This window comes from Klebsiella huaxiensis (assembly GCF_003261575.2).
Taxonomy (GTDB): domain Bacteria; phylum Pseudomonadota; class Gammaproteobacteria; order Enterobacterales; family Enterobacteriaceae; genus Klebsiella; species Klebsiella huaxiensis.
On record NZ_CP036175.1, the window covers coordinates 3408200 to 3434892 of the forward strand.

The following is a 26693-nucleotide window of genomic DNA, read 5'->3' on the forward strand; positions in this document are numbered from 1 at the left end:
CCGTTTAAATACGGACAGTTAACTTGAACATTTAGACCGCGCGGAATATTCCACGCCCGCTTAATTAATACTGGTGAGATGCTTCCGATAACTGCTGGGGGTAAATGAAGTCAGCTTTTTGAATGTTTTAATAAACAAACTTGGGCTACTGTACCCCGACTCATAGGCAATATCGGTCACCGAGTAGTTGGTTATCTCTAACTGTTTCTTCGCGAAGTTGATACGAATATCATTAATTATCTGCATCGGCGTTTTTGCATAATAACGTTGGGTCGCGCGGGTTAAGTACTCCTGAGTTTTTCCGGAGAGCTCAACCATATTTTCCAGTGCGCACTCGCCAAACTTAAGATTATCGTGCATCCCCTCGACGGCATTTTTCAACCATTGCGGAATCACATCTTCCACGGGTTCCTCGCGGTAATGCCGTAAACGATTAAGGGTGTAAAACGAGACCAGTTCGATAAATTCGTCAAATTCAGTTTCGCGAAAATTCAGCGATGCAATAACCGACTCAATGTAACTGAGAAAAGTACTTTTGACGCCGTAGACCTGAGAAGCAACCACACCAAACGGTATCAGCGGCAGATAGTGTTTCTCAAAGAAACTTTTGCTAATGCCGACGTTAAGAATGCGTGTCGCACCAAATTCATAAAAACTCTGGTGATGCGACCCCATCGGAATGAAGACAAAATCCCCGCGTTCCAGCAGCACCCGCTTACCATTAATGACCTGATAATAGCGGCCGGTTAAAACGATGGTGTACTCGTAATAATCATGCTGGTGAAGCCCGCTCACGCTCTCCGTTTTGTTATAAATGACCACATGAAAGTTTTTGCCGTTGAACAGTTGTTGCTCCCGGGCGGTACTGATTTCAGTGGTCATCATCTTTGGTTGCCTCATCGTGTCGATGACCTATTGTACCTTCTCGTGCAGCTCAATCAATTCGGCAACCAACTCACGAGCCAGCATTGAGGTCATTAGATGATCCTGAGCATGAACCAGCACCAGACTCACCTTCACTTTACCTTCACCCTCATCGCTCTCGATCAGCTGCGTCTGTACAAGATGCGCTTCGCTCAGCGCCACTCTTGATTGTTCCATCATGGTTTTCGCTGCATCGAAGTCACCCTTTTTCGCCTGCTTCAGTGCGGCATAGGCCAGACTGCGTGCTTGCCCGGAGTTGATAATCAGCCCCATCACCACCTCTTCGAGGTCATTTATCGGCGTGTCTTCTGCTGCGATGTTATCCAGATCAAACATAATCATTCCCTCGTTGCTCAGGCGGTACGGGAAACCTCCCGCACCGCTCGATATTAGAATTTCAGTGCGTTAGCGATATCTTCTTCGCTCTCTTCCTGCTCAATGACGCCCTGCGCTTTATTGGAAATCACCACAAACGGCAGGTAGACCAGCGTTGATACAGCAAGGTTGAACAGAGCCAGTAAAAGGGCTGCGACGCTACCGTTAGTGTTAAAGAAAGCGCCTAAGCCGGTCGGCATGGTCCACGGTGCAATGTTGGTAATTGGCGGAATGATGCCCAGGGTGTAAGCCGTCATAGTGATGGCTGCCAGCAGAGGCTGAATCAGAATGAACGGGATAAACATCACCGGGTTCATAATAATCGGCAGACCGAACAGGATTGGCTCGTTAATCTGGAAGATGCCTGACGGCAGCGCCAGCTTCGCAACCTGACGATGATCCTCACGACGTGAAGCGATGAAGATAGCGATGATTAAGCCCAGAGTCGCACCGGTACCGCCAAGGAAGATGTAGGAGTCAAGCATCGGCTTAGCCCACATATGGAAACTCTTACCTGCCGCCAGCGCGGCTTCGACAGAACCGTACTGCTGGTAGGTGGCGATGTTTTCCAGCGCCCACGGCGTCATGATTCCGCTATCCAGCGCCGACAGCGCCAGCGAACCGTGTACGCCGAAGAACCACAGCAGCGAAGTGAAAATCACGTATGCCCAGCCTACGACGGCGCCCATTGAGGCCAGCGGCGTGGAGATGGTGTCCATGATGATCTGGTGGAAGTTAGTCCCCCAGTGGGTCAGCGCCCAGGAGATAATCCCCATAATAGAGAGGATAATAAAGGCCGGGATGACCGCAGAGAACGAGCGTGAAACCGAAGCCGGTACGCTGGACGGCAGCGTAATCACCCAATTACGATGAACGATGAAGGTGAACATCTCGGCAACGACCAGGCCAATCACGATACCCGAAATAATATTGGCACCGCCTAACCAGTTAGCGCCAACGGCGTAGGCTTCACCCACGCTATAAGGCGTAACGGTCATAAATGCCGCGACGGCTAATAAACCTGCCGCCATCGGGTCCACTTTACGCTCTTCAGCTAACGCGGAACCGATAAAGAAAGGTGCCATCAGCGACATAATACCCAGCGTACCGTTATAAACGTTACCGCCGATAGCTTTAAAACCGTTGAGGGTTTCAATTGTAGAAGCATCCAGACGAATGCCCATTGAATAAAAGAAAGAGCCGTCGCCAAAACTCAGAAATACGTTGTTAATTAGAACAAACATTGCCCCTGCTAGCGTCAATGGCATTAACTTAATAAAGCCGTTTTTAATTGCATTGACGTGAGGTTGTCTTCCTATTCTGACGGCAAAAGGAAGGAGTACCTTTTCAAGCGAATCAATCACTTTACTCATAATAAATACCCTTTAAGGCCGTAATATAATTATTACGGCGATGATGGATGAAATTACTCTTTGACGGGAAAATAAACTCTCGATACTTCAGACAGCAAAGTAGCTAAAACCACCCCTACGAAGTTGTTAGCATTGCTATCCGAAATATGTCGAGTTTTAAAATAAAATTATTGTGCAGCAGCTTTCTTAATGGCCGCAACGGCCGCTTTCAAAACACCTAAACCATCAATCTTACCGTATAAAACAGAATCAATGACTTCCACAGGTTTATTTGGCAGTAAACGTTGAATATCTGGCAGCATATAAGAGATCTGCGGACCTAATAGTACGACATCGGCTTCAGGCCCTTTTTCACCGGCCAGCGTTTCCGGGAATGCTTCAATAACGACCGGCACTTCGTATTTCTCTGCCTGAGCGCGCATTTTAGAAACCAGCAGTGATGTAGACATCCCGGCGGAACAAAATAGGTAGATATATTTCTTTTCCATGAACGCTTCCTCAATGTGTGTGACCTGTGCTCTCTGCATCCTGATGCCCGAGAGCCGGGTAAGACATGTTTTCTTTCAATTAGTATTGTTTATGCATTGAGTATACGGCATCACCTGGCAGCAGGATAATTCCTCCTTGAGCAAAATTGTCTCTCATTGACCTTGCGTTTTGACTACCCTCACATTTCCCTCAAATAATTCGCGCAATTAAATAAGCATGACAAATCATAAAAAAGCCCGACCACTGGTCGGGCTTACGTAGAAATCAGCAATACGGCGGTATCTTACTTGCTGTTGCGCGGATCCGTGTCGTACTCTGCGCAGGTCTGATAGCCAGAATTGATAACGTGTCCCGTATCGTCTAAGGCAACAAAATAGGTTTCAATTTTACCATCGCGTTGACCCAGGATGTATGTCTGACAGGTACCACGCGCATGAATCATGGTGACTTCAGATGAAGGTTTACCGGCAATTTGCGTTACCTGAGCACGGGTCATACCTTTTTTAACGTCTTTAACCACCGGCTGTGTGAACTGATCTTTGGTACGGTCATAGGCCGTACATCCTGCCAGCATGGTCAATACTGCTGCTGCGCCCAGAAATCCTGCAAAATTCTTGTTCATATACCATCCTCTTTTTTTTGGCGTGTTAATAAGCCTGGAATAAATATCGTTATTTTTCAAGCCGAAGGTGGAAATGAGTAAAAATTAAGAGCTTTCCAATAATAAAAGCTATGTCCTTGAGGTTGCATGCTTTTGCGTCACTCAAAACTGTGATCCTTGTCGTTTTACCGTCAAAGAGGTAGCTTAAACCCTTGCTGATTGCCAAACAGATTCACTTCCCGGAGGGCGCGATGACGCTACAACAAGAAATTATTCAGGCGCTGGGCGCAAAACCCCAGATCGATGTCGAAGGCGAGATACGCCGCAGCGTGGACTTTCTCAAGTCTTACCTGCAAACGTATCCTTTTATTAAATCGCTGGTTCTTGGCATCAGCGGCGGACAGGATTCAACGCTGACCGGTAAACTGTGCCAGTTAGCCATCAACGAACTGCGTGCCGAAACTGGCGATAGCAGCCTGCAATTTATTGCTGTCCGTTTGCCCTACGGCGTGCAGGCGGATGAGCAGGATTGCCAGGACGCTATTGCCTTTATTCAGCCGGATCGCGTATTAACGGTCAATATTAAAGGTGCTGTGCTCGCCAGCGAACAGGCACTGCGTGAAGCGGGCATCGAACTCAGCGACTTTGTTCGCGGCAATGAAAAAGCCCGTGAACGTATGAAGGCGCAGTACAGTATTGCAGGGATGACCCACGGCGTGGTGGTCGGGACCGACCATGCTGCGGAAGCAATTACTGGATTCTTCACCAAATACGGTGATGGTGGTACCGATATTAACCCCATTTTCCGTCTCAACAAACGTCAGGGCAAACAGCTGCTGGCGCAGTTAGGTTGTCCGGAACATCTGTATAAAAAGCTGCCGACCGCCGATCTTGAAGACGATCGCCCCTCCCTGCCGGACGAAGTCGCGCTGGGCGTGACCTACGACAACATTGATGACTATCTGGAAGGCAAAACATTGAACGAGAAAATCGCCAAAACCATCGAAGGCTGGTATCTCAAAACTGAACATAAACGTCGGCCGCCGATTACCGTATTCGACGACTTCTGGAAGAAGTAACGCCCCTCTCCTTTCACCCCGGCTCAGGTCGGGGTTGTTTTTTGCCCTTCTCGCCTTTTCTTGCAACTGCTATACTGGATAAATAAACAGCATCAGGAGCAATAGTGGCAAGACGGCAATCCGCACCGCGTCTCGAATTTGAAGCGGCAGCAATTTATGAATATCCCGAACACCTGCGTCCATGGCTTGAAGCGCTGCCAAAGCAGCCAGGGGTGTACCTGTTTCACGGTGAAAGCGAGACTCTGCCGCTTTATATCGGGAAAAGCGTCAATATCCGCAGTCGGGTGCTGTCTCACCTGCGCACGCCGAACGAAGCCGCAATGCTACGCCAGGCGCGGCGTATTACCTGGCAACGCACGGCGGGCGAACTCGGCGCTTTATTATTAGAAGCACAGCTCATCAAAGAGCAGCAGCCTTTATTCAACAAACGCCTGCGGCAAAACCGCCAGCTGTGTTCGTTGCGCCTGACGGACTCCCGCCCGCAGGTGGTCTATGCGAGTGAACTGGATTTCTCACAGCAAAACGATCTCTATGGTCTGTTTGCAAACCGCCGCGCAGCGCTCCAGGCGCTGCAAAAAATCGCCGATGAACATCGCCTCTGTTACGGACTTATGGGGCTGGAACCGCTCAACCGTGGCCGCGCCTGCTTTCGTTCCGCGCTGGGCCGCTGCGCGGGCGCCTGCTGTGGTAAAGAAAGCACAGACGCGCACCATCAACGACTGCGTGAAAATATGCAAAAAATGCAGTTGGTATGCTGGCCGTGGCCCGGCGCGGTCGCGCTGGAAGAAAGCAGTGGTGACATGACGCAATATCACATCATTCACAACTGGCTGTGGCTGGGTGCCGTCGATTCTCTAGCGCAAGCGTCAACGCTAACGCGCCTGTCGGCCAAATTTGATCATGACGGTTATAAAATATTGTGCAAACCTCTGCTCAGCGGCAACTATAAGCTTCATCCGCTATGAGCTGAATGTTAGCCCCGGTTGACGCCGGGGCTATTTACCAGCCGCCACCGCCTCCGCCGCCCGAACCACCGCCGGACGAGCCGCCGCCCGAAGATCCCGAACCGCTGTAGCTCGAGCCTGATGAGCCAGATCCTGAACTGCTGCTGGGCGTTGGCATCGAAGACGTTCGACAGGATTCGCTAAAGCGATCCAAGCTCTCCCAGCCAGCACAGGCAAACGCCGCCGACATTGCACCAGTACTGCTTAGATAGTGTGCAAAAGTATCGGCCCAAGTTTTCCCCACCCCGAGCGCCAGCGCAACCGGCAGCAGCTCTTCAAAGTGGGTAATCATCTGTGCGGGCGGATAGATAATCTGATAACGATGCTTTTCAGCGGTGCCGAGATACCGTTTCAACCCTTTGGCGATAGCTAACTCATCCAGCCCCTTTTGCGTATAACGAGGCGTTTTCCAGCCGACAAAAATGCATAGTACGATCGCGGCCAGCAGCGCGCCGATATAACCGGCAGGAAGCTGGGTAACAGGCAATATCCCGAAGAGAAAAAGCCCTCCCCCCAGCGTCGCGAAAGGACCAAAGATGACAGCAAAAAATAGCAGGCCCGCCCCCCAGGCGCGCCACATTTCCCGCGGATGGCATAAAAAGCGCAGCAGAAAAGTTAACATCGTTGCGCCGATCAGCATAAAGAGCGCCGCCGGGATGGTGAGCAGCGCAACTTCAACATTTACCCAGATACCGCAAATCACCGGCATCAGCAATGCAATATAGATGCAGCGTCGCAGCGGTTGCGCCCACTTGCGAAACAGTTTAGGACGCAGCGCTTCACAGCGTTTATCCTGCCGATCGCGGCCATTCTGCATCGACTTCTGATGGGCCACGCTGAGGTCGATATTCTTTCTTTTACCTTTAAATAGCGTGCTTAATAGCTGTAGGTCATCGCTGTTTAAGCGGCTGTTCCCCTCAACGGGCAAACGAGTCAGTATCTGTTTTCCGCCCGAGTCTGAAAGCCAGGGACTATGGGATTGATTTTCGTCCCCCTTCACCGCCATCCCGCGCTTCGCTACCAGCCCCAAAAGGTCGCTACTAAAAGCGATATCATCATATTTACGCCGGATGAGAAAACGCAGGTAGCCCGGCGACATCCCGGCAGGCAGCGAAAAGAGCGGCACGACTGGCGGCTTCCTCAGCCCGGCTTTGGTTACGTGTTTCCGCCACCAAAGGCCGTAGTACAAGGCCATCAGCAGCAACGGCAGCCATATCACGCTGGTCTTCAGCGTCGGAATGAGCAGATGCACCAACGGCAACGCGGCTTCCGGTGCCGGAGCGGCAGCAAGAATCGCCCGCGGCCAGGTATAGACAACGGTCAGCCCTTCCCCTTTTGCCAGCGGTCGCAGAGTGCGTACGCTGCCATCGGACAGAACCTCCGCGTTGTGCTCCTTGGCCCCTGCAATACCGGTATACACGTCAATAGAGCGCAGCCTGGCGTCTTTGGAATCTGCATTGAGTTTACCGGCTGCATCCGGCAGCTCCAGACGAAAGCTGGCTCTGGTTATCGGCCAGGCCCAGTCGTTTCCTGTCACGTTCCAGTAAAGCTCATCCCACTCGGGAAAGCGGCTGAAATGGTTACTGACCTGATAGCGAATCTCATAATTGTAGATCCCCGGCCTGAGGGTCTGTTGTGCGCTCCCAATACGCAACGTCAGCGTTTTTGCCTCTTTATCAAGGCTATAGAGCTCATATTCACCATCGCGCGAAACCGATTTAATCTCATAATCGACGCTGAAAATCTTACCGTCCTGACGGTTCCAGGTCAGGGGCAGCGTGCGAAAAATCCCCCGACGGATCTCTTTTCCCAACGCAAGCACCTTGATATTTTCCTGCATCTCCATGCTGCCATCCGGGTTAAAACGCGCCCGGGAGTCGAAAGAGAGAATATGTTCATGCGCCGGGATCGCGCCTGGCGGGAGCTGCGAGGCATCTTTGACAATAATCATCTTGCTATCGGCGAAAACCGAGCTTGCTGCCACCAGCAATAGCAGTACGAACGCCCGAAGCGCCTGAAGAGGTAAATGCGACATTAAATCACTCCATCCGTGGTGATTTGGCTTCTTCAGGGGAGTCCAGCTCAAAAAACACTTCTGTTTTAAAATTAAACAGCCGCGCCAGCAGTAGACTGGGGAAAGACTCAACCAGAATATTGAAATCGCGCACCGTACCATTGAAGTAGCGGCGGGCCATTTGCAGCTGCTCTTCTATTTCGCTGAGGGATTGCTGTAAAGAGAGAAAGTTTTCGCTGGCTCTGAGCTCAGGATAAGCTTCTCCGAGCGCAAATATGCGCCCCAGCGTGCCAGCATAGCTACGCTCGTTATCCGCTATCTGACGAGTATTGCCCACCAGTTCGCCACGCTGGCGGGATATCTCTTCCAGCAGTTCCTTTTCATGCTGCGCATAGCGTTTCACCAGGCTTAGCAGATTAGGTGCGAGGTCGTGACGACGTTTGAGCTGTACGGCAATGCCGCTCCAGGCCTCATCTTTGAAACGCCGCAGGGAGATAAAGCGGTTATAGGTCATGACGACCCAGACGAGTACCACAACGATAATGGCCAGACCGATATACATTTCCATATGTTAAATCCATAAAATAGCAGGCAGCATTAATATTTTGCATGTACCTGCAATGACACCAAGGGTATCTATCCTGACACACTCGACCCTGTGGGGTAAATCGGGTTTAACTAACCGGGCATTTTTCGGTTAACCGGCCATGTATAAAGAAAAAACCGCCGGCCCTGCCCAAAGCCTGTTGGCATTATTGGGCAAGACCGGCGGTCTTAAGTCAGCGCGCTGAGTTATTCAGCTGGTGCAGGCATTTTACCTTCAGGCGCTTTACGTTCTGTCAGATGCTTCTCAAAATTGGCATTAAACTGTTTTTTCTGTTCCGGCGTCAGAATGTTGTAAATCTTGTTCTGGGTTTCCAGACGGGCCAGCGCCATCTCTTTGTGCTGGGCTTCCATCTTATCAATCTGCGCCTCCGCCTTTGCTTTATCGAAGGTGTCGCTGGCGACCAGTTCATGCATCGCGCGGCGTTCATCCAGAGACGGACGCTTCATATTTTCACGCTGGTCTTTCATGATGTCGCGAATTTGCGTTTTCTGCGCATCGGTCAGGTTCAGACCTTTGAACATCATTTCGTGTGGGCCGCCTTTGCCTTTATGGTGCATCATCGGCTTGCTGTCGGTTGGAGTGGCGGTAGCGTCTGCCGCATGAGCCAGGTTAGCCGCGCCCAGAGCCAGAGTAGAGGCAACAAACAGTGCAGTAATCTTCTTCATAGTTCAATCCTTACTTTGCGTTATTCTTACGGCGCGTTGCCGTGTTGACGAGATAAACTTTACGACGTTTATCGTCAATTAGTCAGAGCAAGCGTAAAACAATGAAAGTGTAAAAAACATTTTCTCGCCAATTGTGGAGGAAATATGAAAAATAAGGAGAGAATTGCAAGGGTAAATAATTAACAGGCTGTTTTATCGAGAAATTATGGAGATTATAAATCAGCAAAGATTAAAAACAAAGCATTTAACCAGGAATAATCTGCAATCAATCTTCAGCGCACAAAAAAATAAGACTAAGGCAGAAAGACAATTACGTAATACCCCGCCGCCCGACCGGACGACGGAATATCTAGAACCGCTCCAGCATCAGCCCGGCCCGCTGGCCAAAAGCAACGCCAGGGTTGGGAAACAGCACATATTCCTGCGCTCTTTCCACCACGTAGCGGATATCGCCATCTTCGGCCAGCAGCGTACCGGCGGTGAACGACGTGAAGTTGAGCGTCTGCGCCGACATATGCAGTCGAAACAGTTCGCTGCTGCGGGTGATTTGCTGTATCACCCGGTAGCGTAGCGGCGTTTGTCCCTCCTCCAGCGTCATATCCCCCGCCAGTAGACGTGCCAACTCATGTTGGGTCACAGCAAACTGATTCAGATCGTTGTCGCCAAACGGTAACGCCTTGCCTAACTCCAGCGTGCAGGAAAGCGCACCAAAACGTTCACAGCTGAAATGGGTAAAGGTGCCACCCGGTTGCTGATGAAACACCAGCGCCGCCAGGCCCGCCGCACCCAGCCAGCGCAGAAAATCGTCATCCCACGGTTTATCCCGCGCCGGAAGCACGCCAAATTGAGGGTGGAGCGAACCACGAATGGCGGTATGTAAATCCAAATGCCAGCGCTCCCCCGGGCTCGTGGTATAAAACCGCGTCACTGCACGTTCTAACTGCCTGGCGCGAGCGGTTTCATCACTGGGACTAAACGCTCGCCAGCGCTCGCCAAACATACGGTTGATATCGCTGTGCACATAGCGCTTGTTCGCTCGCAAAGCCGGTGGATTACCGAGGATCACCAACAGCCGCCAGCGAAGCGGTAGCTCTGCGCGAAATAGCTGACGCAGCAGTAAATCGGTGATTTCAACTGGCGCGGTTTCATTACCATGAAGCCCGGCTGACAGCACCAGCGAACGATCGCAGGACTCATGGGGGATAAGCTGCAAAATACCGCAGTCAAGCCAGTGCCAGCGAAAATGCGCGGTTTGACCATGAAAATGGTGGGGCAAACGCCCCGCCAGGGTTAATGCCAGAAAGTCATCCACAACGCCTCCTTATTGCTGGAACGGATAGACCGAGCCGAGACGCAGAATTTGCGTTAAGCGATCCAGCGCCTCACGCCCTTCGCGCAGCAACTGCGGGTCGGCAAGATCCGCCTGAGTCAGACGATCGCGGTAGTAGCGGTCCACCCAGTCATTAAGCGTCACGAACAGCCCGTCGTTCATCATGACCGCCGGGTTGACGGCCTTCAGCTCGCTTTCGTTCAGTACCACCCGCAAGCGCAGGCAGGCGGGGCCACCGCCGTTGGCCATGCTTTCGCGCAGATCGTAGACCTGTAGCTCGTCAATGGGGTTATCCTCAGCCACCAGCTGGTTAAGATAGCGCCAGACACCTTCGTGTTCTTGCGCCTCCTGCGGCAGAATAAGCCGCATTCCGCCTTGCGCTTTACTCAGTAGTTGGCTGTTGAACAGATAGGTTGCCACCGCGTCTTCGACCGAGACCTGGCTTGCCGGTACGACAAGAGGCGTAAATCCAGGAACCTGCTGTGCCAGCTGTTGCAGCAGCTGCGGCTGATCAACAAACGCCTGCTCGTGGCAGAACAACACCTGCTGATTGCTCACCGCGATGACGTCATTATGAAAAACGCCTTTATCGATCGCCGCCGGATTTTGCCGGGCGAAAATCACCTGCCGGGGATTAACCTGGTTCAGGCGGGCAACGGCCTGGCTGGCCTCCAGCGTCTGCCGCGCCGGGTAGCGCTGCGGGTTGCTTTCGCCTCCCTGCTGACGGCCATAAATAAACAGCTGCACGCCAGGCGCGCCATATTCACCACCAAGGCGGTTATGGTTTGCCGCCCCTTCATCGCCGAATAACGACACTTGAGGCAACGCAGCGTGTACCGCAAAGTGTTGCTCATCAGGAAAAATGGCCCGCAGCAGCGCTTCGGTGGTCGGCGCTTCGCTGGCGCGATGGAATTTATCGTTCAGATTAGCGACGGTCAGGTGTACCCGACCATCCAGCGAATCAGCAGAGGAGGAGACGGTGGCGGCATTTGCCACCCACATCGATGACGCTGAGCTAACCGCCGATAGCAGATCCGGTGTCTGTCGCGCCGCTTTTTCCAGCACCTGCTCATCGCTACCGTTAAAGCCTATCTGGCGTAATAGCGGGATGTTTGGCCGCTCCTGCGGCGGGATCAGCGCCTGCGGATAGCCCGCGTCAGCAAGGGCTTTCATCTTCTTTAGCCCCTGCTTCGCTGCCAGGTGCGGGTTCGATACCCGATAGCGATGTTTGGTCGAAGCCTCGTTACCGAACGATAATCCCGCATAGTGGTGGGTCAGGCCTGCAAGCCCGTCAAAGTTAACCTCCCAGGCTTTCATTGGGCTGACTCCTGCTGGAAATCCAGCCCAGGGCTTAGCGTTGCCGGTAGCGACAAATCCGGTGACTCCAGGCTCGCCATCGGCCAGGCGCAATAGTCTGCGGCATACCAGGCGCCAGGGCGATGGTTGCCGGATGCGCCGGTACCGCCGAACGGTGCGGTGCTGGCGGCCCCGGTCAGAGGCTTGTTCCAGTTAACGATACCGGCACGCGCCTCCAGCAGCAGGCGATCGAACTTCTCGCGCTCGGCAGAGATTAGCCCACACGAGAGCCCAAAGCGGGTCGCGTTGGCAAGGGTAATCGCCTCGTCAAAGTCGTCATAGCGCCAGACGCAGAGCAGCGGGCCGAACACCTCTTCATCGGCTACCTGCGCCACCTCGCTCATCTCAATAATGCCCGGCGTCAGCAGGGAAGTTCCGGCCTGCAGCAGGCGCGGCTCCAGTAGCGTCTTGCCGCCGTTTGCCACATGCGCTAGCCACGCCTGATGGACCTTTTGCGCCGCCTGCGCTGAAATTAACCCACCGAGGAACGGCTGTGGGTCAGCGTCCCACGCATCGGGAATCAATTTTTGTGACACTGTCACTAGCCGTTGCAGAAACGTATCGCCCGCCTCACCGCGTTTAACCAGCAGACGACGCGCGCAGGTACAGCGCTGTCCGGCGGTAATAAACGCCGACTGGATAGTCAGATGGACGGCGGCGTCGATATCCTGCGGCTCATCGACAATCAGCGGATTATTGCCTCCCATCTCAAGGGCGAGAATTTTCTCCGGCTGGCCTGCCAGCTGCCGATGGAGTTGAAAACCGGTGGTAGAACTCCCAGTAAACAGCAGGCCGTCGATATCCGCCTGCCTGCTCAGGGCCTCGCCGGTTTCACACCCCCCCTGCAGCAGATTCAGCACGCCCGCTGGCAGGCCCGCTTCGGCCCACAGCCTCACCACCGCCTCACCGCTCTGCGGGGTCAGCTCACTGGGTTTAAACACCACGGTATTTCCCGCCAGCAGCGCCGGAACAATATGCCCGTTAGGCAGATGTCCGGGAAAATTATAGGGGCCAAACACTGCCAGTACGCCATGCGGACGGTGGCGCAGCGTTGCGGCTCCGTCGGCCATCGCGGTCTGCGCTTCACCCGTACGGCTATGATAAGCACTCACTGAAATAGCCACTTTATTGATCATCGCAGTAATTTCCGTTGCCGCTTCCCAGCGCGGCTTGCCGGTCTCCTGAGCAATGATCGCCGTTAATTCCGTCTTGTTCGCCTCCAGCAGCGTGGCAAACTTTTCCGCTATCACCCGACGGGCAGCGAAGGGCTGACGCGCCCATGCCGGGAACGCCTGACGGGCAGCGCTCACCGCCAGCGTAACCTGCTCAGTATCCGCATCATTACCCTGCCACAGCAGCGCCTGGCTCACCGGGTTGTTTTTAGTTCGGGTCGGCCCGCGACCACTTTGCCAGTCGCCATTAATCCATAAACTCATGATTTTTTCTCCTCAGGGCACAGGCGAACCAGTCTGACCGGGTCGCCGACGTGGCATTTCAGGGCATCGAGTTCGCGCGCGCTGAGCATCAGGCGGTCGGAATCCGGGTCTGCGTGAACTAACATGGCGCGAAACTGCTGATATTGCTCATTGGCGACCAGGCACACTGGCCACTCTCCAGGCGCTGGCTCTCCTTCTGCGACGGTGACCAGCCGACTTTTGCGGATAGCCCTGACGCGGTTAATTTCACACTCCAGTGTCGGACCGCCATCGAAGATGTCGACGTAATTAAGATAGCGGAAGCCCTCTTTCTCCAGCACCGCACGGGCCGGGGCGGTTTGCGGATGGACCTCACCGATCACCGCGCGCGCCTCATCGGATAAAAAGTCGATATAAAGCGGATGCTTCGGCATCAGCGCGGCAATAAATGCCTTTTGTCCGGTGCCGCACAGGTAATCCGCGCGGGAAAATTCCATCGCAAAGAAACGTTTGCCGAGGCTTTCCCAGAACGGCGAATAGCCATGCTCATCGATAACCCCACGCATCTCCGCCACCACTTTTTCGTTGAAGCGCTCGCGGAACGCAGCCATAAACAAAAAGCGCGATTTCGACAGCAGGTAGCCGTTGCCCTCTTTGCGCCATTTCGGATCGAGAAACAGCGTACACAGTTCGCTGCTGCCGGTATGGTCGTTACTGAGAAACAACGTCGGCAAGGCGTTATAGACGTTAAGCTCTTTCGAAGCATGGACCTGGGTCCCGACGCGGTAGTTGTACCAGGGATCGTTCAGCCCAACGGCAACCTCGATAGCGCAAATCCCCGCTACCGCGCCGCTGGTGCAATCCTCAAGTACGAACACATAGCCCTGTTCACTTTTCGGCAGCTCACCGCGCCAGGTCATCTGCGAGCGCTCAATCCGCGCAGCGAGCGTCGCCTCATCAGCCGGAAGCGACGTCAGGCCGCCGCCGGTCTCGCCCGCCAGAGTCATCAACCCCGGCAGATCGTCTTTTTCAACAGGACGGATCACCATCATGATGAGACCCCCGCAAGAAAGTGTTTGCAGGCCAGCTCAAAGCGATCCAGCCCGCTGTTAACTTCTTCTTCACTGACAATTAGCGCGGGCGCAAAGCGCACCACGTTCGCACCAGCAATCAGGACAATCAGCCCATCTTCCGCCGCCTGGTTGCTGATAGCCTTCGCCTTCCCGGCATATTCCTCTTTCAACACGCAGCCAATCAGCAGCCCCAGACCACGGATCTCTTTAAACAGACCATAACGCGCGTTAATGGCATTGAGTCGTTCGCTAAACCACTGATGGCGCTGCTTAACGCCGTTGAGCACGGCTGGAGTATTGACGATGGATAACACCTCTCCAGCCACCGCGCAGGCCAGCGGGTTGCCGCCGTAGGTGGTGCCGTGGGTACCGACGGTCATTACGCTCGCGCAATGCTCCGTAGCCAGCAGCGCGCCAATCGGGAAACCGCCGCCCAGCGCTTTAGCGGTCGAAAGCACGTCCGGCGTGACGCCATAGTGCATATAGGCGTACAGCTCACCGGTGCGCCCGACGCCAGTCTGCACTTCATCGAAAATCAGCAGTGCGTTATGCGCATCGCACAGCTCGCGCAGACCGCGCAGGAAATGGGGATCGGCAGGCACTACGCCGCCTTCGCCCTGCATTGGCTCGACAATCACCGCGCAGGTATCGTCATTAATCAGCGCTTTTGCCGAATCGAGATCGTTGTAAATGGCGTGCTGAATTTGCGGCGGCAACGGCGCGAAGTCCTGCGAATAGGCTGGCTGGCCGCCTGCAGAAACGGTAAACAGCGTGCGGCCATGGAAAGCGTTTTTGAAAGCCACAATGCCGCTTTTCTGGCTACCGAAATGGTCGTGGGCGTATTTACGCGCCAGCTTGAGCGCCGCTTCGTTAGCTTCAGCCCCCGAGTTACAGAAAAAGACCCGGTCGGCAAAGGTGGCGTCAATCAGCTGTTTAGCCAGGCGCAATACCGGTTCATTGGTATAGCCGTTGCCGGTATGCCAGAATTTCCCCGCCTGTTCAGTTAGCGCCTTCGCCAGCTGCGGGTGAGCATGACCGAGGGCGTTCACCGCAATGCCGCCCGCAAAATCGATATACTCTTTTCCCTGCTGATCCCACAGGCGGGAACCTTCGCCGCGTACCGGAATAAAAGCCGCTGGCGCGTATACAGGCATCATCCATTCATCAAAGTTGCTACGCGTAATTGACTGAGACATATCGACCTCTTCCGGTAAATAAAAAGTTTAAATAATGTTAATAAATATGGTTATTACGCTGTAAATGTAGATTGCACGGTTCGTGCCAGCCAGAGGGGAAAGTGCATAAATTGAAGTCAACAACGAAATATCAATAAGTTACAAAAGACAATTATTCACACTTAATGCATAAAAAGTGAATAAAAATAACAATTGCGCCTTTTATAGTGGAATAAAAAGAAAGATTATGCAGAGGTAAGATATAATTCTGTAATTGTGATCCTCTACGAAATTTATCGGTAATATTCGCCCTTTTTTGGCGCATCGCGTTCCAGAGTGGTGCACAGTTTGTGCAAACAGGCTACCAACCACTGCAATTGGCAGAATAAACCGCCTCAACGCAGCCAGACCGGCGAATTTCTGCTACCATCCCTGCACTATTCACCTTGCACAGTGGCAGCGACTATGAAATTTGTCTCCTTTAATATCAACGGCCTGCGTGCCCGCCCGCATCAACTGGCCGCCATCATCGAAAAACACCAGCCGGACGTCATCGGACTACAGGAAACGAAAGTTCATGACGATATGTTTCCGCTTGAAGACGTGGCGAAGCTTGGCTACAACGTCTTTTATCACGGGCAGAAGGGCCACTATGGCGTCGCGCTGCTGACCAAAGAAACGCCTGTCTCCGTACGTCGCGGGTTTCCAAACGATGGAGAAGAAGCCCAGCGCCGCATCATCATGGCGGAAGTCCCTTCCCCGTTTGGCAACGTGACGGTGATTAACGGTTACTTCCCACAGGGAGAAAGCCGCGATCACGAAACCAAATTCCCGGCTAAGGCGGCGTTTTACCAGAATCTGCAAAACTATCTGGATACTGAGCTGAATAAAGACAATCCGGTTCTCATCATGGGCGATATGAATATCAGCCCCACCGATTTGGATATCGGTATCGGCGAAGAGAACCGCAAGCGCTGGCTGCGTACCGGCAAATGCTCGTTCCTTCCGGAAGAGCGTGAATGGATGGAGCGCCTGCTGGGCTGGGGCCTGGTGGATACTTACCGTCATGCGAACCCGCAAGATAACGAACATTTCTCATGGTTCGACTACCGCTCGAAGGGCTTTGATGACAACCGCGGCCTGCGTATCGATCTGCTGCTGGCGAGTAATCCGCTGGCGCAGCGTTGTGTCGAAACCGGCATTGACTATGAGATTCGTGGAATGGAAAAACCCTCCGACCACGCGCCGGTTTGGGCAACCTTCAAACCGTAAATCTTTCCCTGCATCAGGCTCTCTGCACCGGAGAGCCTGAGCCATATCAAAAAAGCCGCGGTAATAGATTGTGAACGGCGGCAAACTATTATACTGTCGCGCGCACTTTTACCGCCCGCGCAAGACAGGAGAACCCAATGCAAAAGAAGCCGTCATAAAGCAGAGTATAAGCTGCTTTCTGTTGTGGTCGTATTGAGCATTGTCGCCTTTATTATCCAGCAGTCGGGTTTTACCGAGCTGGTCACCAATTTTCAACACCTGCGTGAGATTATTCGCCAAAGCGGTACCTTCGGCTATACGCTCTATATTCTGCTGTTTATTATCGCCACCCTATGCCTGATCCCTGGCAGTATTTTAGTGATTGCCGGAGGGATTATTTTTGGCCCGCTGCCAGGCACCGTGCTATCGCTGCTGGCCGCGACCGTCGCCTCTTCGCTATCGTTTCTGTTCGCCCGCTGGCTGGGCCGCGAGCTGCTGCTAAAATACGTCGGTCAGACGGCGATATTTCAGGCAATCGAAAGAGGTATCTCCCGCAGCGGAACGGATTTTTTAATTCTGACCCGACTCATCCCGCTATTTCCTTATAATATCCAGAATTATGCCTATGGCCTGACAGCTATTCCATTTTGGTCATTCACCTTTATTTCCGCTATCACCACCTTACCCGGCATATTTATATATACGCTGATGGCTAGCGAGCTTATCCGCGACGGTATTACGTTCCTTTTTGTGCTTAAGCTGACTCTCGCGGGACTGGTCTTATTTGCCCTGATACAGGCGGCGAAAAGATACGCCCGCTACCGGCGAATCGATACCGAACAACGACAGGCTAACGATGAAAAAATATAACGCGTACTATCGGGCGGCGATCGGCATCGTGCTGATCGTCGCCCTGCTGACCTGGTGGCTGGTACCTGGCGTAAATACGTTTATGCAGCACAGCCTGGCGGCCTTTGCGACCCTCGATCAGCAGTCGATTGAGCGCTTTATCGACTCCTGGGGTCCACAGGCGGCGCTCGTTTCTTTCGCGTTGATGATTCTGCAGGCAATTATCGCCCCGCTGCCCGCCTTCCTGATAACCTTCGCCAACGCCTCCCTGTTTGGTGCCTTTTGGGGCGGCGTGCTTTCGTGGGTAAGTTCCATGGCCGGGGCGGCGCTGTGCTTTTTCATCGCCAGAGTACTGGGTCGCGAGGTGGTGGAGAAACTTACCGGCAAAAGCGTATTGCAGAGTATGGATGGCTTTTTTACCCGCTACGGTAAACACACCATCTTAATTTGCCGCCTGCTACCCTTCGTGCCTTTTGATCCGGTGAGCTATGCCGCCGGGTTAACGTCAATGCGCTTTCGCCACTTTATGCTGGCCACCGGCCTTGGCCAACTGCCCGCAACGATAGTCTATTCATGGACCGGCAGCCTGCTGACCGGTGGCACCTTCTGGCTGGTGACCGGTTTATCGATCCTGTTTGCGCTGGCGATTGTGGTGGTCGTCGCGAAAGCACTCTATCTTGAACAGCAAAAGAGGAGTTCACGTTGAGCTTACCGCCCCTTAAGTCAATTCCCCTGATTCTTCGCCCGCAGGCATGGCTGCACCGCCGCCACTACGGCGAAGTGCTCAGCCCTATCCGCTGGTGGGGGCGCATTCCGCTGGTATTTTACCTGGTATCGATGTTCGTCGGCTATCTGGAGCGCAAACGCTCGCCCCTCGACCCGGTATTGCGATCGCTGGTCAGCGCCCGCATTGCGCAACTCTGCTTGTGCGAGTTTTGTATTGATATTACCAATATGAAGCTGGCGGAACGTACCGGCAGCAGTGACAAGCTACTGGCGGTCGCCGACTGGCGAAACAGCGCATTATTCAGCGAGCGTGAGCGGCTGGCACTGGAGTATGCCGAAGCCGCCAGCATGACGCCTCCGGTCGTCAACGATGCGCTGCGCAGTAAAATGGCCGCGCAATTTGATGTCCAGGCGCTGACCGAACTCACGGCGCTTATCGGTTTACAGAACCTGTCGGCGCGCTTTAACTCGGCGATGGCGATCCCCGCACAGGGGCTATGCCAGATCCCAACCGATTCAAAACCATAAGGAGTGGTTATGCGCAGTTTGTTGATCCTGGCTTTACTATTGATCTCTCCATTGACTGCCAGCGCCAACTGGCAATCCACCCAACACGAAGCCCGCGGTCAGACGGTATGGTTTAACGCCTGGGGTGGAGATCCGGCGGTCAACCGCTATCTCGATTGGGTCAGCGGCGAAGTAAAGCGTGATTACGCCATCGACCTGCGCATCGTGCATATCGCCGACGCCGCAGACGCGGTTAAACGCATCCAGACCGAAGCCCGGGCCGGGCGCAGTCAAGGTGGTTCCATCGATCTGCTGTGGGTCAACGGCGAAAACTTCCGCACTCTGAAAAGCGCAAATCTACTGCAAACTCAATGGGCGGAAACGCTGCCCAACTGGCGTTTTGTCGATACCCAAAAACCGGTACGTGAAGATTTCTCTATCCCGACCGATGGCGCAGAATCACCGTGGGGCGGTGCCCAGCTCACCTTTGTCGCCCGCCGTTCGCAAACGCCTGATGCCCCCAAGAATGCGCAGGAACTGCTGACGTTCGCCGCCGCCCATCCCGGTAGCGTCAGCTATCCACGCCCACCGGACTTTACCGGCACAGCCTTTCTCGAACAGCTGCTGCTGACGCTCACCCCGCAGCCCGATGCCCTGAGCCAGCCGCCGCAGGAAGCCACCTTCGCCGCCGTGACCGCGCCGTTGTGGCACTATCTTGACCAGCTTCATCCTCTGCTGTGGCGCGAGGGTCGCGACTTCCCGGTTTCACCCGCTCGAATGGATGCCATGCTGAAAAATGACACCCTTAAGCTATCAATCACCTTTAACCCGCTGCACGCCCAACAAAAAGCGGCGAGCGGAGAGTTGCCGAAAGACAGCTACGGCTTCGGCTTCAGCGAGGGCATGCTCGGTAACGTCCACTTTGTGGCGATCCCAGCCAACGCGCGCGCCACGGCGGGCGCAAAAGTGGTCGCCAATTTCCTGCTTTCGCCCGAAGCGCAACTGCGCAAAGCTGACCCGACAGTATGGGGCGACCCCAGCGTGCTGGATCCGGCGAGTTTAACGGATACTCAGCGCCAGGCTATTAACGCCGTTGCGCCGCAGAATATGCCGCCGATGCTGGGCGAACCGCACGCCGCCTGGGTTAATGTGCTGGAGCAGGAATGGCTGCGCCGCTACGGTACGCACTAACGCAGCTAACCTGGGGATTGGTAGCGCTGATTTATTTGCCGCTGCTCCCGGCCGCATCACTGATGGCGCTGCCAGCGCAGCGTCTCTCCTGCTGGCAGGCGCTATTTGCCGATCCACAGTTCACTCAGGCGCTAACGGCGACTCTGGTTTCGACGCTGCTGTCGGTTGGCGGCGCGCTGCTTATCACCGCTGCTGTTGTTGCCGCACTCTGGCCATCGACTGGCTGGCAACGGCTGGTGAGAAGGCTTCCGCTGCTGCTGGCGGTGCCCCACATCGCTTTCGCCACCACTGCCCTGCTGCTGTTTGCCGAGGGCGGCTGGCTCTATCGCCTCTGCCCCTTTTTATCCCCCACGGTCGACCGCTACGGCATCGGTCTTGGCCTGACGATGGCGATTAAAGAGAGCGGTTTTCTGTTGTGGGTGGTTTATGGCCTGTTGGATGAGAAGCGTCTGGCCGGGCAGGCCACGGTATTAAAAAGCCTCGGTTATGGTCGCTGGCAGTGCCTGAATTGGCTGGTTTTACCGACGCTGCTTCCGTCGCTGTCGATAGTGCTGCTGGCGACCACCGCCTGGAGCCTTTCGGTGGTAGACGTCGCGCTGGTGATCGGCCCCGGCAACCCGCCGACGCTGGCGGTGCTGGCATGGCAATGGTTAAACCAGGGCGATGATGCACAGCAGGCCAAAGGCGCTATCGCCAGCCTGGTCTTGCTGTTGATCCTCGCCGTGATGGCGACCGGGGCATATGGCGCGTGGCGTCTCTGGCGTCGGCGAATACCGTGCGTTGAGGGAATGCGTCAACCGCAGCCACGAGCGCTGGTCGGGAAAACGTTCGCCATTTTCCTGCCGCTGTGCGGTGTAGTCTGCGCCCTGTTTCTTGCGGCGGTCGCGCAAAATACTCAGCCGGCCAGCGAGAGCGTCAGCAATAGTTTATGGTTGGGGCTATGCTCAGCGCTTATCGGAGCGGTGATTTGCCTGCTGTGGCTGGAGCTTGGACCCTCCCGCGTCAGTGGATGGATTTGGCTACCACTGGTTCTCCCTGCGTTACCGCTGGCGGACGGGCAATATCAGTTAGCGCTGTATGCATGGCTGGACGGCGAGTGGCTCACCGTTTTGTGGGGACATCTGCTGTGGGTGGTGCCGTGGATGCTGTTTATCCTGCGCCCGGCGTGGCGTAGTCTCGACCCGCGCACGGTGCTGGTTGCGCGAACCCTCGGCTGGCAACGGGGGCGCATTTTCTGGCTGGTCACTCTGCCCTCGCTAACGCGCCCTTTGTTAACCGCGCTGGCGGTTGGCTTTTCAGTGAGCATCGCGCAATATCTGCCAACTCTGTGGCTGGGGGCCGGACGTATTCCAACGCTCACCAGCGAAGCCGTGGCCCTGAGCAGCGGCGGCGATACGGTAACCCTCGCCGCCCAAGCGTTATGGCAGCTTCTCTTACCGGTGATCTTCTTTGCCCTCACCGCCCTGCTGGCCTGGCTGACGGGCCGCTATCGACAAGGATTACGCTAATGTTGGCCGTCAAAAACTTAACCCTGGAGCTCGATAAACAGTCGCTGCTGCGCAATGTTGATTTTTCAGTGGTTCCCGGTGAAGTCCTGACGCTGATGGGGCCGTCCGGTAGTGGAAAGTCGACCCTGTTTGCCTGGATAGTGGGTGCGCTGGCGGAGAATTTCCGCGCCTCCGGCGAACTGTGGCTGGATAATCAGCGCTGCGATAATTTGCCAACCGAGCGGCGACGCATCGGTATTTTGTTTCAGGACGCGCTGCTGTTCGACCACTTCAGTGTCGGGCAAAACCTGCTGCTGGCGCTTCCTGCGGACATTAAAGGGATGCAGCGAAGAGCGCAGGTGGAACAGACGCTGGAGCACGCCGGGCTGGCGGGTTTCTATTCCCGCGATCCTGCGACCCTTTCCGGCGGCCAGAGCGCGCGGGTCAGCTTGCTGCGCGCCCTGCTGGCACGACCGCAGGCGCTGCTGTTGGATGAACCGTTTAATCGCCTCGACGTTGACCTGCGCGCCGACTTTCGCCAGTGGGTATTCGACGAACTGGCACGTCTGGCGATCCCTGCAGTGCTGGTCACCCATGACAGCCAGGATACTCCCATCGGGGGGCGCTGTTTGCATATGAGCCTCTGGCAATGAAATCCTGCGCTATCGCAAAGAATTATTCACTGATAACGCGGAGAATTGCCGCTCAATTTTCTACTGTCGGGCATTTCGATGAAACGTGTTTCTCAATTGACCGCACTCGCCCTGCTGATGGGGCTTGCTGCTACTTCCACCCTCGCCGCTGAAACCATGCCAACGCTCACGCTTTCCACCCTGCAACAGCAGAATGGCGTCACCATTGATACCCGTCTCAGCGCTTTCTATAACGGTTGGCCGCAGAATGCCAACGGCACGCAAGGCCATGAGCCGCAGGCGCTGAATCTTTCCGCCAACTGGCTTAGCGCCATGAGCGACGAGCAGATCAGCGACTGGGCTAAGCAACATAATTTACAGGCAGCAACGCCGATTGCGCTGTACGGCAATGCGGGCGACAACGCCAAAGTCGCTGCGCGCCTTCAGACCGCCGGATTTACCCATCTCAGCACGCTCGGCGATGCCCTGAGCCATGCAGATCGGCTGCAAAAGCTGCCGCATTTTGAGCAACTGGTTTATCCGCAGTGGCTGCACGACCTTCAGCAGGGTAAAAAGGTGACCGCCGCCCCTGCCGGACAATGGAAGGTGTTTGAAGCCGCCTGGGGCGCGCCGAAGTTTTATTTGCTCAACCACATTCCGGGTGCCGGTTATATCGACACCAACGAGATTGAAAGCGAACCGTTGTGGAATAAAGTCTCCGACGAGCAGCTTAAAGCAATGCTGGCAAAACATGGTATTCGCCATGACACCACGGTGATTCTGTACGGTCGCGACGTCTATGCCGCAGCCCGCGTGGCGCAGATCATGCTGTATGCCGGTGTGAAAGATGTGCGCCTGCTCGATGGCGGCTGGAAAACCTGGTCCGATGCCGGGCTGCCGGTCGAGCGAGGGACGCCGCCGAAACAGAAATCCGAGCCGGACTTCGGCGCGACGATTCCGGGTCAGTCACAGCTGATGCTCAATACCGAACAGGCTCGCGCCCTGCTGCATCGTCAGGATGCTTCGCTGGTAAGCATTCGTTCCTGGCCGGAGTTTATTGGTACCACCAGCGGCTACAGCTACATCAAGCCGATGGGTGAGATTGCCGGTGCCCGCTGGGGCCATGCAGGAAGCGATTCCACTCATATGGAGGATTTCCATAATCCTGACGGCACCATGCGCAGCGCCGATGATATCGCCGCGATGTGGAAATCATGGAATATTCTGCCGAACCAGCAGGTCTCTTTCTACTGCGGCACCGGCTGGCGCGCCTCAGAAACGTTTATGTACGCCCGGGCAATGGGCTGGCAAAACGTCTCGGTGTACGACGGCGGCTGGTACGAATGGAGCAGTAATCCGAAAAACCCGGTTTCTCACGGGGAGCGCGGTCCGGATAGCAGTAAGTAATTCGCTTATTGGCAACATGCGCCGCCGGGAAGCATCCGACCCGGCGCATTTCCCGGAGGCGGTGCTACGCACCTGTCCGGGCTACCGGACCGCAGACGACTGTGAACCCGTAGGCCGGGCAAGGCGTCAGCCGCCGCCCGGCATCAAACATGCTCACTAAACTCCCACCTGTTTAAGTGTGACATAACCACTCCACACCCGCGTAAAGGTCGTCAGCCAGCACAGCGCGCCAAAAATCCACGCCAGCCAGGCAAACCATTCAGGGAACAGGCAGCCCAGCACAAACAGCGCAATCGTCTCCGTCCCCTCGGTCAAACCGCCAATGTAATAAAACGATTTGTGGGCATAGCCTGGATTATCTATCTGATGCTTCGCCGCCAGCGTGGCAAAGGCCAGAAAGCTGCTGCCGGTACCGATAAAAGCAAACAGCAGCCAGCCACCCGCCAACGCATTGTGCGCCGGGTCAGCGAGGATAAAGCCAAACGGCACCAGCGCGTAAAACAGGAAATCGAGCGAAATATCCAGAAAGCCACCCGCGTCGGTCAGCCCGCGCCGCCGGGCAAGTGCGCCGTCTAAACCATCCAGCAGGCGATTGAATACTACTGCCGCCAGCGCCGCCTGATACCAGCCCAGCGCCAGAAACGGCAGCGCCAGCACGCCAATCGCAAAACCAAACAACGTCAGGCCATCGGGAGAAATTGCGGGGCGATCCAGCAGCGCGGCGATGGCGTTGAGCACGGGTTTAAGGCGAGGATGTAAATGACGGTCAAGCACAGAGTCTCTCCAGTGGGGTTAGGGTTGTTTGAAAAGCACGAAGGCGGTGATAATAGGCCATTATCCCGCACAGAACGATGATTCACATGCTAAAAACCATTGATGTTGTTGCCGCCATTATCGAACGCAACGGACAAATTTTGCTGGCACAGCGACCTGCACACGCCGACCAGCCCGGGATGTGGGAATTCGCCGGCGGTAAAGTCGAGCCAGGCGAAACACAAGCTCAGGCGCTGACCCGTGAGCTTCAGGAAGAACTCGGGATCGTCGCCCAACCGCAATGCTATATCGCCAGCCATCAGCGCGAAGTCTCCGCCCGCCTGATTCATCTTCACGCCTGGTGGGTCCCACATTTTAGCGGCGAGCCAACAGCCCACTACCACAGCCAGCTACGCTGGTGTTCGCCACAGGAAGTCTTAACATTCAATCTTGCGCCAGCCGACATCCCCCTGCTGGAAGCCTTTATCGCCCAACGTGCATCTCTCCTTTCCCGCTAATTTTGTCAGGCTATTGTCATCGTTTTTGATTATGACCAAAGCCTAATTATAAATTTTGCTTTCTGGACAATTTTTCCTTGCTTAACTAACGATTCCCGGTGGTATAGTCGGAAAATCGGCCTTTTCAAGAGCCGAATCATAATAAATATACCCTAAATAATTCGAGTTGCTTAAAGGCGGCAAGGGAGGGAGTCCCCAGGAGCATAGATAACTATGTGACTGGGGCGAGTGAGCGTAGCCAACACATAAGCAACTTGAAGTATGACGGGTATAAATGCAATCACAATCATAAGGGGAACTTATATCAATGGATCAGACGTGCACTCTGGAAGGTTTTCTCGCCCGCGTTCAACAGCGCGATCCAAACCAAACTGAATTTGCTCAGGCCGTCCGCGAGGTGATGACCACCCTGTGGCCTTTCCTGGAGGAAAATCCGCGCTATCGTCAGCTGAATTTGCTGGAACGTCTGGTTGAGCCGGAGCGCGCTATCCAGTTCCGCGTCGTTTGGGTTGATGACCGCAATCAAGTTCAGGTTAACCGCGCCTGGCGCGTACAGTTCAACTCCGCCATCGGCCCGTATAAAGGCGGTATGCGTTTTCACCCCTCTGTAAACCTGTCGATTCTGAAATTCCTTGGCTTTGAACAAACCTTCAAAAACGCCCTGACTACTCTGCCTATGGGCGGCGGCAAAGGCGGCAGCGACTTCGATCCTAAAGGTAAGAGCGATGGCGAAGTGATGCGTTTCTGCCAGGCGCTGATGACCGAACTTTATCGTCATTTAGGTCCGGATACCGACGTCCCTGCGGGCGATATCGGCGTAGGCGGTCGTGAAGTGGGCTTTATGGCCGGGATGATGCGCAAACTCTCCAACAACAGCGCCTGTGTGTTCACCGGTAAAGGCCTCTCCTTCGGCGGCAGCTTGATTCGTCCGGAAGCAACCGGTTACGGCCTGATCTACTTCACCGAAGCGATGCTTAAGCGCCACGGTTTAGGCTTTGAAGGCGCTCGCGTCGCGGTGTCCGGTTCGGGCAACGTAGCGCAATATGCCATTGAGAAAGCGATGGAGCTTGGCGCGCGCGTTATTACGGCTTCCGACTCTAACGGCACTGTGGTTGACGAAGCTGGCTTCACCAAAGAAAAACTGGCCCGCCTGATCGATATTAAAGAGCGCAGCCACGGTCGCGTAGCAGATTACGCCCGCGAATTCGGCCTGACCTATCTTGAAGGCAAGCAGCCGTGGGGCGTACAAGCGGATATCGCTCTGCCGTGCGCAACGCAGAACGAACTGGACGTCGATGCTGCCCGTCAGCTGATTGCTAACGGCGTGAAGGCCGTCGCGGAAGGCGCCAACATGCCAACCACCATCGCGGCAACCGACCTGTTCCTCGAAGCGGGTGTCCTGTTCGCGCCGGGTAAAGCGGCTAACGCCGGTGGCGTGGCCACCTCTGGCCTGGAAATGGCACAGAACGCCGCGCGTATGGGCTGGAAAGCGGAGAAAGTGGACGCGCGTCTGCACCACATCATGCTGGACATCCACCACGCCTGCGTGGAATACGGCGGCGAAGCGAAGCAGACCAACTACGTTCGCGGCGCGAATATCGCCGGTTTCGTGAAAGTTGCCGATGCTATGCTGGCTCAGGGTGTGATTTAATACACCGATAACGCCTCACCGAACAGGTGGGGCGTTTCTTTTTTGTTACTTAACTTCTCTACCCTAAACAATTCGAGTTGCAGGACAAGACACTCGAGCCTTGAACAGCGCTTGCGCTGGCCCCGAAGGGGCGAGGCCGCAGGCCGAGTAACGCGGCAAGTGAGCGAATCCCTGGGAGCTTACTTTGGTAAGTGACTGGGTTAAACGAACGCGGCCAACGCACATGCAACTTGAAGTATGA

General features: G+C 54.9%; 26 protein-coding genes. 12 read left to right on the forward strand and 14 right to left on the reverse strand.

The genetic code is table 11. The annotated features are described in order from the left end of the window. Positions 1-60: 60 nt before the first annotated feature. The 5 genes from chbR to osmE all read right to left on the reverse strand — a co-directional run bounded on the left by chbR (position 61) and on the right by osmE (position 3783). Complete coding sequence (gene chbR, locus DA718_RS16420; RefSeq protein ID WP_112216770.1) at positions 61-885, reverse strand: transcriptional regulator ChbR; 825 nt, start codon at positions 883-885, stop codon at positions 61-63. Positions 886-912: 27 nt separating this feature from the next. Then, a complete protein-coding gene (chbA, locus tag DA718_RS16425; protein WP_110273657.1) occupies positions 913-1260 on the reverse strand; it encodes a PTS N,N'-diacetylchitobiose transporter subunit IIA in 348 nt (115 codons plus the stop codon). A gap of 53 nt (positions 1261-1313) precedes the next feature. Next, complete coding sequence (gene chbC / locus DA718_RS16430; protein WP_004112376.1) at positions 1314-2672, reverse strand: PTS N,N'-diacetylchitobiose transporter subunit IIC; 1359 nt, start codon at positions 2670-2672, stop codon at positions 1314-1316. 167 nt (positions 2673-2839) lie between these two features. Then, positions 2840-3160 (reverse strand): PTS sugar transporter subunit IIB, encoded by a 321-nt coding sequence (locus tag DA718_RS16435; protein WP_112216769.1) that lies wholly within the window; start codon positions 3158-3160, stop codon positions 2840-2842. Between the two features lie 284 nt (positions 3161-3444). After that, positions 3445-3783, reverse strand: coding sequence for an osmotically-inducible lipoprotein OsmE (osmE, locus tag DA718_RS16440; RefSeq protein WP_110273541.1), 339 nt, complete (start codon positions 3781-3783; stop codon positions 3445-3447). Between the two features lie 230 nt (positions 3784-4013). Here osmE and nadE point away from each other — a divergent pair, with 230 nt between their 5' ends. Both nadE and cho read left to right on the forward strand, forming a co-directional pair. Next, a complete protein-coding gene (gene nadE, locus DA718_RS16445; protein ID WP_112216768.1) occupies positions 4014-4841 on the forward strand; it encodes an ammonia-dependent NAD(+) synthetase in 828 nt (275 codons plus the stop codon). Positions 4842-4945: 104 nt separating this feature from the next. Next, positions 4946-5806: an excinuclease Cho gene (gene cho / locus DA718_RS16450; RefSeq protein ID WP_112216767.1), complete on the forward strand. Its 861-nt coding sequence runs from the start codon at positions 4946-4948 to the stop codon at positions 5804-5806. Between the two features lie 34 nt (positions 5807-5840). Here cho and DA718_RS16455 read toward each other — a convergent pair whose 3' ends face one another. From DA718_RS16455 to astC, 8 genes are all read right to left on the reverse strand, one after another. Next, the gene (locus DA718_RS16455; protein ID WP_112216766.1) at positions 5841-7880 is read right to left on the reverse strand and encodes a DUF2207 domain-containing protein; all 2040 of its coding nucleotides are present in this window, start codon (positions 7878-7880) and stop codon (positions 5841-5843) included. A 4-nt stretch (positions 7881-7884) separates the two neighbouring features. Next, on the reverse strand, positions 7885-8427 hold the full coding sequence (locus DA718_RS16460) for a LemA family protein (protein ID WP_110273545.1): 543 nt from the start codon (positions 8425-8427) through the stop codon (positions 7885-7887). Between the two features lie 224 nt (positions 8428-8651). After that, entirely contained in the window at positions 8652-9131 is a 480-nt protein-coding gene (gene spy / locus DA718_RS16465; RefSeq protein WP_112216765.1) for an ATP-independent periplasmic protein-refolding chaperone Spy, read from the reverse strand. A 349-nt stretch (positions 9132-9480) separates the two neighbouring features. Next, positions 9481-10443: a succinylglutamate desuccinylase gene (gene astE / locus DA718_RS16470; RefSeq protein WP_112216764.1), complete on the reverse strand. Its 963-nt coding sequence runs from the start codon at positions 10441-10443 to the stop codon at positions 9481-9483. A gap of 9 nt (positions 10444-10452) precedes the next feature. After that, a complete protein-coding gene (gene astB, locus DA718_RS16475; protein ID WP_112216763.1) occupies positions 10453-11778 on the reverse strand; it encodes an N-succinylarginine dihydrolase in 1326 nt (441 codons plus the stop codon). Beyond that, positions 11775-13253, reverse strand: a complete 1479-nt coding sequence (gene astD / locus DA718_RS16480) for a succinylglutamate-semialdehyde dehydrogenase (RefSeq protein ID WP_112216762.1) — start codon at positions 13251-13253, stop codon at positions 11775-11777. The genes astB and astD overlap by 4 nt, the downstream gene beginning before the upstream one ends. Continuing rightward, positions 13250-14284 (reverse strand): arginine N-succinyltransferase, encoded by a 1035-nt coding sequence (gene astA, locus DA718_RS16485; RefSeq protein WP_112216761.1) that lies wholly within the window; start codon positions 14282-14284, stop codon positions 13250-13252. Before astA ends, astD begins: the two co-directional genes overlap by 4 nt. Further along, positions 14281-15501, reverse strand: a complete 1221-nt coding sequence (gene astC, locus DA718_RS16490) for a succinylornithine/acetylornithine transaminase (RefSeq protein ID WP_112216760.1) — start codon at positions 15499-15501, stop codon at positions 14281-14283. The genes astA and astC overlap by 4 nt, the downstream gene beginning before the upstream one ends. A gap of 444 nt (positions 15502-15945) precedes the next feature. Between astC and xthA the strand changes: the two genes are divergently transcribed. The 8 genes from xthA to DA718_RS16530 all read left to right on the forward strand — a co-directional run bounded on the left by xthA (position 15946) and on the right by DA718_RS16530 (position 23530). Further along, entirely contained in the window at positions 15946-16752 is an 807-nt protein-coding gene (gene xthA / locus DA718_RS16495; protein ID WP_112216759.1) for an exodeoxyribonuclease III, read from the forward strand. Positions 16753-16935: 183 nt separating this feature from the next. Continuing rightward, positions 16936-17601, forward strand: coding sequence for a TVP38/TMEM64 family protein (locus DA718_RS16500; protein WP_112216758.1), 666 nt, complete (start codon positions 16936-16938; stop codon positions 17599-17601). Then, on the forward strand, positions 17588-18286 hold the full coding sequence (locus DA718_RS16505; protein ID WP_112216757.1) for a TVP38/TMEM64 family protein: 699 nt from the start codon (positions 17588-17590) through the stop codon (positions 18284-18286). The genes DA718_RS16500 and DA718_RS16505 overlap by 14 nt, the downstream gene beginning before the upstream one ends. Then, positions 18283-18834: a carboxymuconolactone decarboxylase family protein gene (locus tag DA718_RS16510; RefSeq protein WP_112216756.1), complete on the forward strand. Its 552-nt coding sequence runs from the start codon at positions 18283-18285 to the stop codon at positions 18832-18834. The genes DA718_RS16505 and DA718_RS16510 overlap by 4 nt, the downstream gene beginning before the upstream one ends. 9 nt (positions 18835-18843) lie before the next feature. After that, positions 18844-20004, forward strand: a complete 1161-nt coding sequence (locus DA718_RS16515; protein WP_112216755.1) for an ABC transporter substrate-binding protein — start codon at positions 18844-18846, stop codon at positions 20002-20004. Beyond that, complete coding sequence (locus DA718_RS16520) at positions 19977-21512, forward strand: ABC transporter permease subunit (protein WP_112216754.1); 1536 nt, start codon at positions 19977-19979, stop codon at positions 21510-21512. Before DA718_RS16515 ends, DA718_RS16520 begins: the two co-directional genes overlap by 28 nt. Beyond that, the gene (locus DA718_RS16525; RefSeq protein WP_112216753.1) at positions 21512-22144 is read left to right on the forward strand and encodes an ATP-binding cassette domain-containing protein; all 633 of its coding nucleotides are present in this window, start codon (positions 21512-21514) and stop codon (positions 22142-22144) included. Before DA718_RS16520 ends, DA718_RS16525 begins: the two co-directional genes overlap by 1 nt. Before the next feature lie 78 nt (positions 22145-22222). Further along, complete coding sequence (locus DA718_RS16530; RefSeq protein ID WP_112216752.1) at positions 22223-23530, forward strand: rhodanese-like domain-containing protein; 1308 nt, start codon at positions 22223-22225, stop codon at positions 23528-23530. 156 nt (positions 23531-23686) lie between these two features. Here DA718_RS16530 and DA718_RS16535 read toward each other — a convergent pair whose 3' ends face one another. Beyond that, the gene (locus DA718_RS16535; protein ID WP_112216751.1) at positions 23687-24304 is read right to left on the reverse strand and encodes a CDP-alcohol phosphatidyltransferase family protein; all 618 of its coding nucleotides are present in this window, start codon (positions 24302-24304) and stop codon (positions 23687-23689) included. 86 nt (positions 24305-24390) lie between these two features. Between DA718_RS16535 and DA718_RS16540 the strand changes: the two genes are divergently transcribed. Next, entirely contained in the window at positions 24391-24801 is a 411-nt protein-coding gene (locus tag DA718_RS16540) for a pyrimidine (deoxy)nucleoside triphosphate diphosphatase (protein ID WP_112216793.1), read from the forward strand. A gap of 307 nt (positions 24802-25108) precedes the next feature. Beyond that, a complete protein-coding gene (gdhA, locus tag DA718_RS16545; protein ID WP_110273561.1) occupies positions 25109-26452 on the forward strand; it encodes an NADP-specific glutamate dehydrogenase in 1344 nt (447 codons plus the stop codon). Positions 26453-26693 lie beyond the last annotated feature (241 nt).